Genomic DNA, 13,521 nt, shown 5'->3' with positions numbered 1-13,521 from the left:
GTGTCAGCCGCCTGTCATGGACATGAAGCGGACGACCTGAGGTGCATCCATTTGCTGCGTGAAATCATGCCCGTAGGGCTTGATGCCCATGCTATCGATGATGCGCTGGCGTAGTGCAGCATCATCTGCACCGCTGCGCAGTACCTCAAGGAGATTCACGGCATCGTTCTGGCCGAGGCAGGGATACAGTTCGCCCTTGGCGGTGATCCGCACCCGGTTGCAGGTGTCGCAGAAGTTGTGGCTATGCGGGGAAATGAAGCCGATTCGGCTATCGCTGCCCGGGATGCGCCAGTAGCGGGCAGGGCCGCCAGAGGATTCGGTGGATGGAATCAGGTCGAAGTGTTCTGCCAAGCGCTCCCGGGTTTCTTCCGAAGAGATGTAGGTCGTGCTGCGCCCGTGAATTTCGCCGAGCGGCATTTCTTCGATGAAGGAAATATCGAGGCCGTGATCGACGGCGTAGCGCACCAGCGTAACGAACTCATCGTCGTTTACGCCCTTCATCATGACGGTATTCAGCTTGGTTCGGGTAAAACCGGCGTTTGTCGCCGCATCGATCCCGCGCAATACCTTGTTCAGATCACCGATCCGCGTAATCTGGCGAAAACGTTCGGAGTCCAGGGTGTCGAGGCTGACATTGAGGCGTTTGACGCCCGCGGCCTTGAGCGGGGCGGCAAACCGCTCCAGTTGCGAGCCGTTGGTGGTGAGCACCAGATTGTCCAGACCGGGCAGGGCGCCCAGGCGCTCGATCAGCCACATGACATTCTTGCGGACCAGGGGCTCGCCGCCGGTCAGGCGCAGCTTGGTGGTGCCGAGACTGACAAATGCCTTGGCGACACGCAGGCACTCCTCGAAATTCATCACTTCATGCCGGGGCAGGAAGGTCATTTCTTCCGCCATGCAATAGGTACAGCGGAAATCGCAGCGATCGGTGATCGAGAGGCGGACGTAGGTAATGCGGCGGCCGTATTTGTCGACCAGCGCGCCCGCCTCATGGCGAACCTCAGGGCTGACCTGCGGTTTGAAATCGTTCATGCCCGCCGGTGTGTTTTCCGGCATCAGTGTTTCATTGTGCATGGTTGCGGTGCGCGTGGGAGCAGATCAGAATAGGGTATCGATCATCGAATGATATTGATTATCGTCACCCTATCCCCAACACACAAGTGGAGAAATCAAAAATGAAAAAGCGCATTTCTTTCGGCCTGCTTGTTGCCATGCTGGCGCTTGCAGGATGCCGCGGTGGCTTCGTCGGTAGCGCGCCGGAGCGCGCAGAGTCACAGCTCAAACCGACGGCCGGCAATACTGCAAACGGTACGGTGAGTTTTACGCAGGCCGGGAAGAAAATCCGTGTGGTTGCGGAAGTGTCCGGCCTGACGCCGGGTGCTCATGGCTTCCATATCCACGAGAAAGGGGATTGCTCCGCGCCGGATGGCACGAGTGCGGGCGGCCATTACAACCCGCATGGCCAGCATCACGGCCATCCCGATACCGCGCAGCATCACGCCGGCGACATGCCGCAATTGATTGCTGACAGCACGGGCCTCGCGCGCCTGACGGCCTATCTGGATGGGTTGGAAATGAGTGCTCTGAAGGGCTTGAGCATCATCGTGCATGCCGCGCCGGATGATTTCAAAACGCAGCCGACCGGCAACTCCGGGGCACGCCAGGCCTGTGGCGTGATTACGCTGCGTTGATGTGAGGCAGCTGAACCAGAAATGCAAAAGGCCCGCAAAAGCGGGCCTTTTTCTGTTCTTTGGCTCCCCGACCTGGGCTCGAACCAGGGACCTACGGATTAACAGTCCGGCGCTCTACCGACTGAGCTATCGGGGAACAGAGGCGCGCAGTATAGTTAGGCACAGAAATTCAGTCAAGCGCCTTTTTACAATTTATAATAGCGCCCCATGGACTTCCAAAAACAGATTTACGCCAAGACACCCAGCGGGGACGAAGCGGTTCGTCAAAGCTCGCATGTGGTCGACCGTAATTTGCGCATGGTGCTGGTGCAGGTGGATGGCAAGCTTTCCGTGGGCGAACTGGGCGACAAGATCGGCAACCGCTCATTGGTCGAGCAGGCCATTCGCGCGCTGGAGCGCGGTGGCTTCATCGCACCGGTGAGCATTGCCAGCGAGGTCTGGGAAGCCACGCGCCGAATCCGGGAGAGCCAGTTTCCGCCATCCGTGATGTCACGTTTTCCGAATCCAGGTCCGGCGTCCATTCTGGGCAATCCCGGACATCGGTCCTTATCGTCGGCGAGCGCTTTTTCCACATTCGGCAAACCCATATTGCCGACCCTGGAGGGGGAGCAGTCCGGCGGGGCAGGCAAGGAACGCCCGAAGGCCCCGTCTGCACCGATCAATGAGCCGCCCGTTGCTGCAAAGCGCGCCTTTCCCTGGGGCAAGGTGATCGCCGGCGGTGTCCTGGGCTTGCCTGTATTGGCCGGTTTGGCTGTGGTTTTTTATCCGTACGACAGCCTTCGTCCTGGCATGGAGCAGGCTGTCAGCAATGCCTTGCAGCAACCGGTGCGTTTCCGCAAAGTCGAACTGCAGATTCTGCCGAAACCGGTCTTGGTTGTGCATGACATGACGCTCGGTCAAGACACCCAACCGCTGGTCGGGCAGTTGCGGATTCCCTCGCCCTGGTCCCTGCTGGGATCGAACAATCGTCGGATTGAAAAGCTGGAAGCCAGCCAGATCCGGTTTCCCGTGGATCGCTTGCTCAGCCTGCCGTTGCTGCGGGGGATGCCGCTTGCCGGGAACGCTTTCCGTATCGATCAGGTGGTGCTGCGTGACCTGCGCATCGATGCGGCCGGGATGTCGCCCGGTGAATTGGGGGGGGAATTCGCGTTGACCGCCGGACGCCTGGAGGCGCTGACCTTGTACACCGCTGACCGTGTCCTGACGGCGAATCTCGCACCCAGCGGCAACGGCTTCACGGTGCAGTTCGAGGGTTATGGCTGGCGGCCGGCAGAGACGATTCCCCGTCTGGACAGCATTCGCGCACGCGGAACATTGCAGGCCGGGCAACTCAGTCTGAGTGAAGTCGATCTGCGCATGCTCGGTGGTGGCGTCAAGGGCGCCTGGCAACTGGATTGGTCGAATGGCGTGCAAATGCGGGCTGATGCGGGGTTGAGCATGCTTGACCCGCGTCAGATTGCTGCGGCTTTCGCACCGGGATTGCGGATGGATGGTCCGCTGTCCGGCGTACTTCGCCTGTCAGGGCAAGGTCGCTCTGCGGACAGCATGTTGTCTCAGCTGGAGGCCTCCCTGGATGTGGATGTGCAGAATGGCGTCCTGCACGGAGTCGATCTTGGCGAGGCGGCACGGCGGAGCGGGAGTGCGCCGGTGCGGGGTGGTGCGACCAAGTTTGAGCGTTTGCGCACGCAGGTGACGGTGCAGCCCAACCTGGTCAGCTTCCGCAATATTCAGGTGGCGTCCGGTATTTTCAACGCTTCGGGTCAGGCCTCCGCCAATCGTGGCAGCGGCGCCATCGACGGGCAGTTCAACGTGACCATCCATTCGACGTTGTCATCGCTCCGTGCCAATGTGGCGGTCTCCGGTCGCCTGCCGGATCTGACGGCCAGCGGAAGCAAATAAGCGCGTTGACGCGCACCGACCGGCCCGGCACCGTCCGACGGTCGACGTAAAAAAAGCGGGGAAATCCCCGCTTTTTTCATGCTGGCGTGCAGCAGATTACTTGGTCACGGCGGCGATGGCCTTGGCGACGTAATCGATGTTCTTGCTGTTCAGCGCAGCCAGGCAGATGCGGCCGGTGGACACGGCGTAGATGCCGAACTCGTCCTTCATGCGTTCCACCTGAGCGGCGGTCAGGCCGGTGTAGGAGAACATGCCGCGCTGTTGCACGACGAAGGAGAAGTCCTGGGCGCAGCCGGTGGCCTTGATGGCGTCGACCAGACCGGTACGCATGGCGCGGATGCGGTCACGCATGCCGGCCAGTTCGGCTTCCCACTGGGCGCGCAGTTCGGTCGAGGCGAGCACGCCGGAGACCAGGGCGGCACCGTGGATCGGCGGATTGGAGTAGTTGGTGCGGATGACGCGCTTGACTTGCGACATGACGCGGGCCGACTCGTCCTTGGAGGCAGTGACCACCGACAGGGCGCCAACGCGCTCGCCGTACAGCGAGAAGTTCTTGGAGAACGAGCTGGAGGCGAAGAACTGCAGGCCGGAGGCGGAGAAGGCGCGGATGGCAACGGCGTCGGCATCGATACCGTCGGCAAAGCCCTGGTAAGCCATGTCGAGGAAGGGGACCAGGCCGCGTTCCTTGCAGATGCCAACGACTTCAGCCCACTGTGCGTCGGTCATGTCGGCGCCGGTCGGGTTGTGGCAGCAGGCGTGCAGCAGCACGACGGAGCCCGGGGCCATCTTGTTCAGGTCGGCAACCATGCCGGCGAAGTTCACGCCACGGGTGGCGGCATCGTAGTAAGCGTAGTCTTCAACGATGAAACCGGCGGCTTCGAACAGAGCGCGGTGGTTTTCCCAGGACGGGTTGGAGATGTAAACCTTGGCATCCGGGTTCAGGCGCTTCAGGTAGTCAGCACCGATTTTCAGGGCGCCGGTGCCGCCGATGGCCTGGGCGGTGATCACGCGGCCGGCGGCCAGCAGGTCGGAGCCCTGACCGAACAGCAGGTTCTGAACGGCGCCGGTGTAGGCGGCCGGGCCTTCGATCGGCTGGTAGCCGCGCGGCGGGGCGGCCTTCAGACGGGTCTCTTCGGCGGCCTTGACGGCGGCCAGCAGCGGAATCTTGCCGTTGTCGTCAAAGTAGACGCCAACGCCGAGGTTGACCTTGGTGTCGCGCGTGTCGGCGTTGAAGGCTTCATTCAGGCCGAGGATCGGATCGCGCGGGGCCATTTCCACCGCTGCAAAGATCGAAGAGGACATAGGAACTCCGTGGAATAATAGGGACAAACTGACAATAACGCGCGACAGGAGTGTTGCGCTGACAAAACCGCAAAATTCTAGCATGAGTGAAACCACCGCACCCCAGGTTGTGACGTATCCGGACAGCCCATTTCGTCTGCATCAGCCGTTTCCACCCGCCGGCGATCAGCCTGAGGCGATTCGCCTGCTGACGGAAGGCCTGGAGGATGGCCTCGCCTTTCAGACCCTGCTCGGGGTCACGGGCTCGGGCAAGACCTACACGATGGCGAATGTGATCGCGCAGAGCGGTCGACCGGCGCTGGTGCTGGCGCACAACAAGACGCTGGCCGCCCAGCTGTATTCCGAGTTCAAGGAGTTCTTCCCGGAGAATGCGGTCGAGTATTTTGTCTCGTACTACGACTACTACCAGCCGGAAGCCTACGTACCGTCGCGCGACCTGTTCATCGAGAAGGACAGCGCGATCAACGACCACATCGAGCAGATGCGGCTCTCGGCCACCAAGAGCCTGATTGAACGGCGCGATGTCGTGATCGTGGCCTCGGTCTCCTGCATTTACGGTATCGGCGACCGCGACGAGTATCACAACATGATCCTCACCATGCGCGTCGGCGACCGCATGGACCAGCGCGACATCATCAAGCGCCTGACCGCCATGCAGTACGAGCGCAACGAACTCGATTTCCATCGAGGCACTTTCCGCGTGCGCGGCGATGTGATCGACATTTTTCCGGCCGAACACGCCGAACACGCCATCCGCATCTCGCTCTTCGACGACGAGGTCGAGGCGCTGCAATTCTTTGACCCGTTGACCGGCCAGATGCTGCACAAGGCGCTCCGTTTCACGGTCTTTCCGGCCTCGCACTACGTGACGCCGCGCGCCACGGTGCTACGCGCCATCGAGGCGATCAAGGAAGAACTGCGCCTGCGCGTCGATCATTTTTCTAAAAACAACAAGCTGGTTGAGGCGCAGCGCATCGAGCAGCGCACCAAGTTCGACCTTGAGTTGCTTGATCAGATCGGCTTCTGCAAGGGCATCGAAAACTACTCCCGCCATCTCTCAGGCCGTCAGGCCGGCGAACCGCCGCCGACGCTGATCGACTACCTGCCTCAGGATGCGATCATGTTCATCGATGAGTCGCACGTCACCATCGGTCAGGTCGGCGGCATGTACAAGGGCGATCGCTCGCGCAAGGAAAACCTCGTCGATTACGGTTTCCGGCTGCCTTCGGCCCTCGACAACCGGCCTTTGCAGTTCGAGGAATTCGAAGATTTGCTGCGTCAGACCATCTTCGTCACCGCGACACCGGCCGATTACGAGAAGAAGCGGGCCGGGCAGGTGGTCGAGCAGGTGGTACGGCCGACCGGTCTGGTCGATCCCATCATCATCGTGCGTCCGGCGTCGACCCAGGTCGACGATCTCCTGAGTGAAATCAACCTGCGCATTGCCGTCCAGGAGCGGGTCTTGGTGACGACGCTGACCAAGCGCATGGCCGAGGATCTGACCGACTTCCTGGCCGATAACGGCATCAAGGTGCGCTACCTGCACAGCGACATCGATACGGTGGAGCGTGTCGAGATCATCCGTGATCTGCGCCTGGGCGAGTTCGATGTGCTGGTCGGTATCAACCTGTTGCGGGAAGGCCTGGATATCCCGGAGGTCTCGCTCGTCGCCATTCTCGATGCGGACAAGGAAGGCTTCCTGCGTTCCGAACGCTCATTGATCCAGACCATCGGGCGGGCGGCGCGGCATCTGAACGGCACCGCCATCCTGTACGCCGACAAGGTCACGGATTCGATGCACCGGGCCATTGCCGAAACCGAGCGTCGCCGGGAAAAGCAGCTGGCTTTCAATGCCGAGCACGGGATTGTTCCGCGCGGCGTGACCAAGAAGATCAAGGACATCATCGACGGCGTCTACGATGCCGAAAGCGCCCAGAAGGAACGCAAGGCAGCCGAGCAGGCAGCGCGCTACGAGGTCATGGACGAAAAGGCGCTGGCCAAGGAAATCAAGCGCCTGGAAAAAGCCATGCTCGACCATGCGAAGAATCTCGAATTCGAGCAGGCGGCGGCGGCGCGCGACGAACTCTTCAAGCTGCGCGAGCGGGCCTTCGGGGCATCGGTGCATGACGCCGATTGAAAAAGGGGCCTTTCCGACGGTCGACCGTCGGCGGATGCTAAAATCCGCGCCCTTTCTCCCTGGCCCTGCGTAATTCCTGATGCTGACCGATGTTCTGATCATTGGCGCCGGTGCTGCCGGCATGATGTGCGCGGCCCAGGCGGGCTTTCGCGGCCGGCGCGTGCTGCTGATCGACCACGGCGAGAAGCTCGGCGAGCGCATCCGGATTTCGGGCGGCGGGCGCTGCAATTTCACCAACCGCACGGTCAGCCCGGACAACTACCTGTCGCAAAACCCGCATTTCTGCCGGTCTGCGCTCGCCCGTTTCTCGCAATACGATTTCATCGAGATGATCGAGCGGCGTGGCATCCCGTATCACGAGCGCGAGCACGGCCAGTTGTTCTGCGATGAGTCCGCCGAAGACATCATCGACATGCTGCGCGATGCCTGTGACGATGCCGGGGTGCAGCGTCGTATGGGCTGCGCGGTGCATAGCGTCACTGCATTGGCCACGGATGATGCAGCGGCCCCGCGTTTTGCCGTAGCGACCGATCTCGGCACCATTCGCTGTCAGTCGCTGGTGGTGGCCACCGGAGGCCTGGCCATTCCCAAGATCGGTGCCACGCCATTTGGTTACAAGCTGGCCGAGCAGTTCGGCTTGCCGGTGATCGCCCCGCAGCCCGCCTTGGTCCCGCTGGCCCTGGCGCCGGAAGTTCTGACCCCGCTGAAAGACATGGCAGGCGCCACGCTGGATGCCCGGGCGCAGTTCGATGAGGCCGCCTTCCGGGAAAACGTGCTGATCACCCATCGCGGCCTCTCCGGACCGGCCATCCTGCAGATTTCAAGTTACTGGCAGATGCAGGCCTACGCCCGGGGCGGACAGGAAAAGCGGCGTCCGGTATCCATCGATCTGATGCCGGGTGTCGACGCGGCGGCCTGGTTGTGCGAACACCGGCAGGGCCGCATCCATTTGCCCAATCTGCTGGCCGAACGCCTGCCGCGGCGCTTTGCGCATGAGTGGTGTGCCTTGCTGGGCAGCGAACGTTTTGTGTCGCGCCCGATCGGCGAGCTGTCGAACAAGGAGTTGCAGGTTGTTGCCGAGCGCCTGAACGGCTGGACGCTGATGCCGGCCGGGACGCTGGGTTTTGCCAAGGCAGAAGTGACCCTCGGCGGCGTGTCGACCGACGCGCTGTCCTCGAAAACCATGGCCGCCAAGGAGGTGCCGGGCCTGTACTTCATCGGCGAAGTCGTCGATGTGACCGGCTGGCTGGGGGGCTACAATTTCCAGTGGGCCTGGTCGTCCGGCTGGGTGGCCGGGCAATTCGCCTGAGTACTTAATCCAGATAGCGTTCGCGCACCGCGAGAATATCCGGCACGATTTCAAGAAACAGCGCCACCAGAATGGGGTCGAAGTGCGTCCGCGCATTGCTGCGGATATGCTCCAGCGCAGCCTCGATTGACCAGGCGGCCTTGTAAGGACGGGCGCTGGTCAGGGCGTCAAAGACATCGGCAATCGCCACGATCCGCGCCTCCAGCGGAATGGCTTCTCCCGCCAAGCCTTGCGGATAGCCGCTGCCATCCCATTTTTCGTGATGGGTGAGGGCAATCAGGGCAGCCAGACGCATGATGTCAGAGCTGTCATCCCCGATGATTTCCGCCCCGATCTGGGCATGGGTCTTCATGGGGTCGTCTCAGAAAACGGAAAATAAAGCACGCTAAGGCGTAACTACCCTCGGCTACACCGCGTCGGCACCACGCGGCTCTTTCTCCCCTTGCAGCGAAGCAATCAGCGGGCAAGAAACGTTCCCTTGCCGCGCATGGCAGGCGAACACAAGTTCGGATAGCACGGTTTCCATGCGCGCCAGGTCGGTCATTTTTTCGCGCACGTCCTGAAGCTTGTGCTCGGCCAGGCTGCTGGCTTCCTCGCAGTGGGTGCCGTCATCCAGCCTCAGCAGCTCTGCGATCTCGTCGAGGCTGAATCCGAGCCGCTGGGCTGATTTCACGAAGCGCACCCGCGTCACATCCGCCTCGCCATAGCGGCGGATGCTGCCATAGGGCTTGTCCGGCTCCGGCAACAAGCCCTTGCGCTGATAGAACCGGATTGTTTCCACGTTGACCCCGGCCGCCTTGGCGAAAACGCCAATAGTCAGATTCTCCAAATTTTTTTCCATATCGCTTGACTCCGTACATTGGTACGGAAGTAAGCTTAAGCTATCCAATCCAGATTTGAAAGGACAAGCGTATGTCTGAACCTCAAAACGGGCGCGGGGCGCTCTTCACTGGCGGGCTAGCCGCCATCCTCGCCTCGGCTTGCTGCCTGGGGCCGCTGGTTCTGATCGCCCTGGGGTTCAGCGGCGCTTGGATCGGCAACTTGACGGTGTTGGAACCTTATCGCCCGATCTTCATCGGCGCGGCGTTGGTGGCGCTGTTTTTCGCCTGGCGGCGCATCTACCGACCGGCGCAAGCCTGCAAACCAGGGGATGTGTGTGCGATTCCCCAAGTGCGCGCTACTTACAAGCTCATTTTCTGGGTCGTGGCCGCGCTGGTTCTGGTCGCGCTCGGATTTCCCTACGTCATGCCATTTTTCTATTAATCACAGGAGTTCATCATGAAAAAACTGTTTGCCTCTCTCGCCATCGCTGCCGTTGTTGCCCCCGTGTGGGCCGCCACCCAGACCGTCACGCTGTCCGTACCGGGCATGACCTGCTCCGCTTGTCCGATCACCGTCAAGAAGGCGATTTCCAAGGTCGAAGGCGTCAGCAAAGTTAACGTGACCTTCGAGACACGCGAAGCGGTTGTCACCTTCGATGATGCCAAGACCAGCGTGCAGAAGCTGACCAAGGCCACCGAAGACGCAGGCTATCCGTCCAGCGTCAAGAAGTGAGGCACTGAAAACGGCAGCGCAGCACATCTGACGCCCTTGTCTGCTACCACAAACGAAAAAGGATCTGTCGCATGACCCATCTAAAAATCACCGGCATGACCTGCGACTCGTGCGCGGCGCACGTCAAGGAAGCGCTGGAAAAAGTACCCGGCGTCCAATCTGCCATAGTGTCCTATGCCAAGGGCGCGGCCCAGCTCGCCCTTGATCCAGGCACAGCGCCGGACGCACTGACCGCCGCCGTGGCTGGCCTGGGCTACAAAGCGATGCTCGCCGATGCCCCGCCGACCGACAACCGCACTGGGCTGTTCGACAAGGTGCGCGGCTGGATGGGTGCCGCCGACAAGGGCAGCGGCGGCGAGCGCCCGTTGCAAGTCGCCGTGATCGGCAGCGGTGGAGCCGCGATGGCGGCAGCACTGAAGGCCGTCGAGCAAGGCGCGCAGGTCACGCTGATTGAGCGCGGCACCATCGGCGGCACCTGCGTCAACGTCGGTTGTGTGCCGTCCAAGATCATGATCCGCGCCGCCCACATCGCCCATCTGCGCCGGGAAAGCCCATTCGACGGCGGCATGCCACCCACACCGCCGACGATCTTGCGCGAGCGGCTGCTGGCCCAGCAGCAGGCCCGTGTCGAAGAACTCCGTCATGCCAAGTACGAAGGCATCCTGGACGGCAATTCAGCCATCACCGTTCTGCACGGTGAAGCGCGTTTCAAGGACGACCAGAGCCTTATCGTTAGTTTGAACGAGGGTGGTGAGCGCGTCGTGATGTTCGACCGCTGCCTGGTCGCCACGGGTGCCAGTCCGGCCATGCCGCCGATTCCGGGCCTGAAAGAGTCACCCTACTGGACTTCGACCGAGGCCTTGGTCAGCGACACCATTCCCGAACGCCTGGCCGTCATCGGCTCGTCGGTGGTGGCGCTGGAACTGGCGCAAGCCTTCGCCCGGCTGGGTAGCCAGGTCACGATCCTTGCGCGCAGCACGCTGTTCTTCCGCGAAGACCCTGCCATCGGCGAGGCCGTCACAGCCGCCTTCCGTGCCGAAGGAATCAAGGTACTGGAACATACGCAAGCCAGCCAAGTCGCCCATGTGGACGGCGAATTCGTGCTGACCACTGGACAGGGCGAAGTGCGCGCCGACAAGCTGCTGGTCGCCACCGGCCGGACACCGAACACGCGCAGCCTGGCATTGGAAGCGGCGGGGGTAGCCGTCAATGCGCAGGGGGCCATCGTCATCGACAAGGGCATGCGCACCAGTAGCCCGAACATCTACGCGGCCGGCGACTGCACCGACCAGCCGCAGTTCGTCTATGTGGCGGCAGCGGCCGGCACTCGTGCGGCCATTAACATGACCGGCGGCGACGCCGCCATCAATCTGACCGCGATGCCGGCCGTGGTGTTCACCGACCCGCAAGTGGCGACCGTGGGCTACAGCGAGGCGGAAGCGCACCACGATGGCATCGAAACCGACAGCCGCACGCTGACGCTCGACAACGTGCCGCGTGCGCTCGCCAACTTCGATACCCGCGGCTTCATCAAGCTGGTCATCGAGGAAGGCAGCGGACGGCTGATTGGCGTACAGGTGGTGGCCCCGGAAGCGGGCGAACTGATCCAGACGGCTGTTCTCGCCATTCGCAACCGCATGACGGTGCAGGAACTAGCCGACCAGTTGTTCCCCTACCTAACGATGGTCGAGGGCTTGAAGCTCGCGGCGCAGACCTTCAGCAAGGACGTGAAGCAACTGTCCTGCTGCGCCGGATAAGGAAAAGGAGGTGTTCGATGAACGCCTACACAGTGTCCCGACTGGCCCTTGAGGCCGGGGTGAGCGTGCATATCGTGCGCGACTACCTGCTGCGCGGATTGCTGCGGCCAGTCGCCTGCACCACGGGCGGCTACGGCTTGTTCGATGACGCCGCCTTGCAGCGGCTGTGCTTTGTGCGGGCCGCTTTTGAGGCGGGCATCGGCCTGGACGCATTGGCGCGGTTGTGCCGGGCGCTGGATGCGGCGGACTGCGATGAAACAGCCGCACAGCTTGCCGTGCTGAGTCAGTTCGTCGAACGCCGACGCGAAGCGTTGGCCGATCTGGAAGTGCAGTTGGCCGCGATGCCGACCGCGCCGGCCCAGCAAGCGGAGAGTCTGCCATGAACAGCCCCGAGCGCTTGCCGACCGAGACACACAAGCCGTTCACCGGCTACCTGTGGGGTGCGCTGGCGGTGCTCACCTGTCCCTGTCATTTGCCGATTCTCGCCATTGTGCTGGCCGGCACGACGGCCGGCGCGTTCATCGGCGAGCACTGGGGTATTGCAGCCCTCACGCTGACCGGCTTGTTTGTCCTGTCTGTGACGCGGCTGCTGCGGGCCTTCAGAGGTCGATCATGAGCGCTTCCCAGCCAATTGAATGGACAGTGGCGCAACTGGCGCAGGCGGTCGAGCGCGGGCAGCTTGAGCTGCACTACCAGCCGATTGTCGATTTGCGCAGTGAGCAGATTGTCGGCGCGGAAGCCCTGTTGCGCTGGCGTCATCCGACGCTCGGACTGTTGCCGCCGGGCCAGTTCCTGCCCGTGATCGAATCGTCCGGCCTGATGCCGGAAATCGGCGCATGGGTGCTGGGCGCAGCCTGCCGTCAAATGCGCGACTGGCGGGTGCTGGCATGGCAACCGTTCCGGCTGGCCGTCAATGTTGCGGCGAGCCAAGTGGGGCCAGATTTCGACAAGTGGGTAAAGGGCGTGCTGGCCGATGCCGGGTTGCCCGCCGCGTATCTTGAAATTGAGCTGACCGAATCGGTTGCGTTCGGTGATCCGGCGATCTTCCCCGCCCTGGAAGCTTTGCGACAGATCGGTGTGCGCTTCGCCGCCGACGACTTCGGCACCGGCTATTCCTGCCTGCAACACCTGAAATGCTGCCCCATCAGCACGCTCAAGATCGACCAATCGTTTGTCGCCGGACTCGCCAACGACCACCGCGACCAGACCATCGTGCGCACCGTGATTCAGCTTGCGCATGGGCTTGGCATGGAAGTAGTGGCCGAAGGCGTGGAAACATCGGCGAGTCTTGATTTGTTGCGACAAGCGGACTGCGACACAGGACAAGGCTTCCTGTTCGCCAAGCCGATGCCGGCGGCGGCATTCGCCGTCTTCGTCAGTCAATGGAGGGGTGCCACCATGAATGCAAATGATCCGACTGCCACCAGTTGCTGCGTGTGCTGCAAGGAAATCCCGCTCGATGCCGCCTTCACCCCGGAAGGCGCGGAATACGTCGAGCACTTCTGCGGGCTGGAGTGCTATCAGCGCTTCCAGGCGCGCGCCAAGACCGGGAGCGAAACCGATGCCGATCCGAACGCCTGCGACTCATCACTGTCAGACTGAGGCATACCCTATCCTGATGTCAGGAGAAGCCACCCAGCAACTGTCATTTTCAGAAGACGACTGCACCAGTTGATTGGGCGTAATGGCTGTTGTGCAGCCAGCTCCTGACAGTTCAATATCAGAAGTGATCTGCACCAATCTCGACTATGCTCAATACTCGTGTGCACCAAAGCGAGGTGAGCATGGCGACGGAGGCTCTGTTGCAAAGATTGGCGGCAGTCAGAGGTAGGCTGTCGCTCTGCGCCGATCAGGCGGCTGCTGCGAAATGGT

The 13,521-nt window shown here is 61.9% G+C and carries 14 protein-coding genes and 1 tRNA gene; 10 read left to right on the top strand and 5 right to left on the bottom strand.

All coding sequences use genetic code 11. The features are described 5' to 3' along the window. Positions 1-3 precede the first annotated feature (3 nt). Positions 4-1,074: a GTP 3',8-cyclase MoaA gene (moaA, locus tag AACO21_RS10520; protein WP_346192470.1), complete on the bottom strand. Its 1,071-nt coding sequence runs from the start codon at positions 1,072-1,074 to the stop codon at positions 4-6. Positions 1,075-1,175: 101 nt separating this feature from the next. Here moaA and AACO21_RS10515 point away from each other — a divergent pair, with 101 nt between their 5' ends. Further along, positions 1,176-1,691, top strand: coding sequence for a superoxide dismutase family protein (locus AACO21_RS10515; protein WP_346192469.1), 516 nt, complete (start codon positions 1,176-1,178; stop codon positions 1,689-1,691). A gap of 60 nt (positions 1,692-1,751) precedes the next feature. Here AACO21_RS10515 and AACO21_RS10510 read toward each other — a convergent pair. Next, positions 1,752-1,827 (bottom strand) — tRNA-Asn (locus AACO21_RS10510). 71 nt (positions 1,828-1,898) lie between these two features. Here AACO21_RS10510 and AACO21_RS10505 point away from each other — a divergent pair. Beyond that, the gene (locus AACO21_RS10505; protein WP_346192468.1) at positions 1,899-3,590 is read left to right on the top strand and encodes an AsmA-like C-terminal region-containing protein; all 1,692 of its coding nucleotides are present in this window, start codon (positions 1,899-1,901) and stop codon (positions 3,588-3,590) included. A gap of 96 nt (positions 3,591-3,686) precedes the next feature. Here the strand turns inward: AACO21_RS10505 and AACO21_RS10500 are convergent, their stop codons facing one another. Next, complete coding sequence (locus AACO21_RS10500; RefSeq protein ID WP_346192467.1) at positions 3,687-4,892, bottom strand: amino acid aminotransferase; 1,206 nt, start codon at positions 4,890-4,892, stop codon at positions 3,687-3,689. 82 nt (positions 4,893-4,974) lie between these two features. Here AACO21_RS10500 and uvrB point away from each other — a divergent pair, with 82 nt between their 5' ends. Continuing rightward, positions 4,975-7,029 carry an excinuclease ABC subunit UvrB gene (uvrB, locus tag AACO21_RS10495; RefSeq protein ID WP_346192466.1) on the top strand — a complete coding sequence of 685 codons (2,055 nt, stop codon included), beginning with the start codon at positions 4,975-4,977 and terminating at the stop codon, positions 7,027-7,029. 79 nt (positions 7,030-7,108) lie between these two features. Continuing rightward, complete coding sequence (locus AACO21_RS10490) at positions 7,109-8,338, top strand: NAD(P)/FAD-dependent oxidoreductase (RefSeq protein WP_346192465.1); 1,230 nt, start codon at positions 7,109-7,111, stop codon at positions 8,336-8,338. A 4-nt stretch (positions 8,339-8,342) separates the two neighbouring features. Here AACO21_RS10490 and AACO21_RS10485 read toward each other — a convergent pair whose 3' ends face one another. After that, positions 8,343-8,690 carry an HD domain-containing phosphohydrolase gene (locus AACO21_RS10485; RefSeq protein ID WP_346192464.1) on the bottom strand — a complete coding sequence of 116 codons (348 nt, stop codon included), beginning with the start codon at positions 8,688-8,690 and terminating at the stop codon, positions 8,343-8,345. A 54-nt stretch (positions 8,691-8,744) separates the two neighbouring features. Beyond that, positions 8,745-9,179, bottom strand: a complete 435-nt coding sequence (locus AACO21_RS10480; protein WP_000414383.1) for a mercury resistance transcriptional regulator MerR — start codon at positions 9,177-9,179, stop codon at positions 8,745-8,747. A 71-nt stretch (positions 9,180-9,250) separates the two neighbouring features. Here AACO21_RS10480 and AACO21_RS10475 point away from each other — a divergent pair, with 71 nt between their 5' ends. From AACO21_RS10475 to AACO21_RS10450, 6 genes are all read left to right on the top strand, one after another. Continuing rightward, on the top strand, positions 9,251-9,601 hold the full coding sequence (locus tag AACO21_RS10475; protein ID WP_001294666.1) for a mercuric transport protein MerT: 351 nt from the start codon (positions 9,251-9,253) through the stop codon (positions 9,599-9,601). A 15-nt stretch (positions 9,602-9,616) separates the two neighbouring features. After that, on the top strand, positions 9,617-9,892 hold the full coding sequence (gene merP, locus AACO21_RS10470; RefSeq protein ID WP_000732290.1) for a mercury resistance system periplasmic binding protein MerP: 276 nt from the start codon (positions 9,617-9,619) through the stop codon (positions 9,890-9,892). A 71-nt stretch (positions 9,893-9,963) separates the two neighbouring features. Next, entirely contained in the window at positions 9,964-11,649 is a 1,686-nt protein-coding gene (merA, locus tag AACO21_RS10465) for a mercury(II) reductase (RefSeq protein ID WP_003090700.1), read from the top strand. 17 nt (positions 11,650-11,666) lie between these two features. Beyond that, positions 11,667-12,032, top strand: a complete 366-nt coding sequence (gene merD, locus AACO21_RS10460) for a mercury resistance co-regulator MerD (protein WP_003090698.1) — start codon at positions 11,667-11,669, stop codon at positions 12,030-12,032. Beyond that, on the top strand, positions 12,029-12,265 hold the full coding sequence (gene merE, locus AACO21_RS10455; protein ID WP_003090697.1) for a broad-spectrum mercury transporter MerE: 237 nt from the start codon (positions 12,029-12,031) through the stop codon (positions 12,263-12,265). The genes merD and merE overlap by 4 nt, the downstream gene beginning before the upstream one ends. Continuing rightward, positions 12,262-13,251, top strand: a complete 990-nt coding sequence (locus AACO21_RS10450) for a DUF3330 domain-containing protein (protein ID WP_010792470.1) — start codon at positions 12,262-12,264, stop codon at positions 13,249-13,251. Before merE ends, AACO21_RS10450 begins: the two co-directional genes overlap by 4 nt. Positions 13,252-13,521 lie beyond the last annotated feature (270 nt).

The organism is Dechloromonas sp. ZS-1, from assembly GCF_039649255.1.
Classification (GTDB): Bacteria; Pseudomonadota; Gammaproteobacteria; order Burkholderiales; family Rhodocyclaceae; genus Azonexus.
This window is presented reverse-complemented; position numbering and strand designations above follow the sequence as displayed.

Bases quoted from the DNA above. Each gene is read 5' to 3' on its own strand.
- moaA (WP_346192470.1), bottom strand. From the start codon at position 1,074: ATGCACAATGAAACACTGATGCCGGAAAACACACCGGCGGGCATGAAC.
- AACO21_RS10515 (WP_346192469.1), top strand. From the start codon at position 1,176: ATGAAAAAGCGCATTTCTTTCGGCCTGCTTGTTGCCATGCTGGCGCTT.
- AACO21_RS10505 (WP_346192468.1), top strand. From the start codon at position 1,899: ATGGACTTCCAAAAACAGATTTACGCCAAGACACCCAGCGGGGACGAA.
- AACO21_RS10500 (WP_346192467.1), bottom strand. From the start codon at position 4,892: ATGTCCTCTTCGATCTTTGCAGCGGTGGAAATGGCCCCGCGCGATCCG.
- uvrB (WP_346192466.1), top strand. From the start codon at position 4,975: ATGAGTGAAACCACCGCACCCCAGGTTGTGACGTATCCGGACAGCCCA.
- AACO21_RS10490 (WP_346192465.1), top strand. From the start codon at position 7,109: ATGCTGACCGATGTTCTGATCATTGGCGCCGGTGCTGCCGGCATGATG.
- AACO21_RS10485 (WP_346192464.1), bottom strand. From the start codon at position 8,690: ATGAAGACCCATGCCCAGATCGGGGCGGAAATCATCGGGGATGACAGC.
- AACO21_RS10480 (WP_000414383.1), bottom strand. From the start codon at position 9,179: ATGGAAAAAAATTTGGAGAATCTGACTATTGGCGTTTTCGCCAAGGCG.
- AACO21_RS10475 (WP_001294666.1), top strand. From the start codon at position 9,251: ATGTCTGAACCTCAAAACGGGCGCGGGGCGCTCTTCACTGGCGGGCTA.
- merP (WP_000732290.1), top strand. From the start codon at position 9,617: ATGAAAAAACTGTTTGCCTCTCTCGCCATCGCTGCCGTTGTTGCCCCC.
- merA (WP_003090700.1), top strand. From the start codon at position 9,964: ATGACCCATCTAAAAATCACCGGCATGACCTGCGACTCGTGCGCGGCG.
- merD (WP_003090698.1), top strand. From the start codon at position 11,667: ATGAACGCCTACACAGTGTCCCGACTGGCCCTTGAGGCCGGGGTGAGC.
- merE (WP_003090697.1), top strand. From the start codon at position 12,029: ATGAACAGCCCCGAGCGCTTGCCGACCGAGACACACAAGCCGTTCACC.
- AACO21_RS10450 (WP_010792470.1), top strand. From the start codon at position 12,262: ATGAGCGCTTCCCAGCCAATTGAATGGACAGTGGCGCAACTGGCGCAG.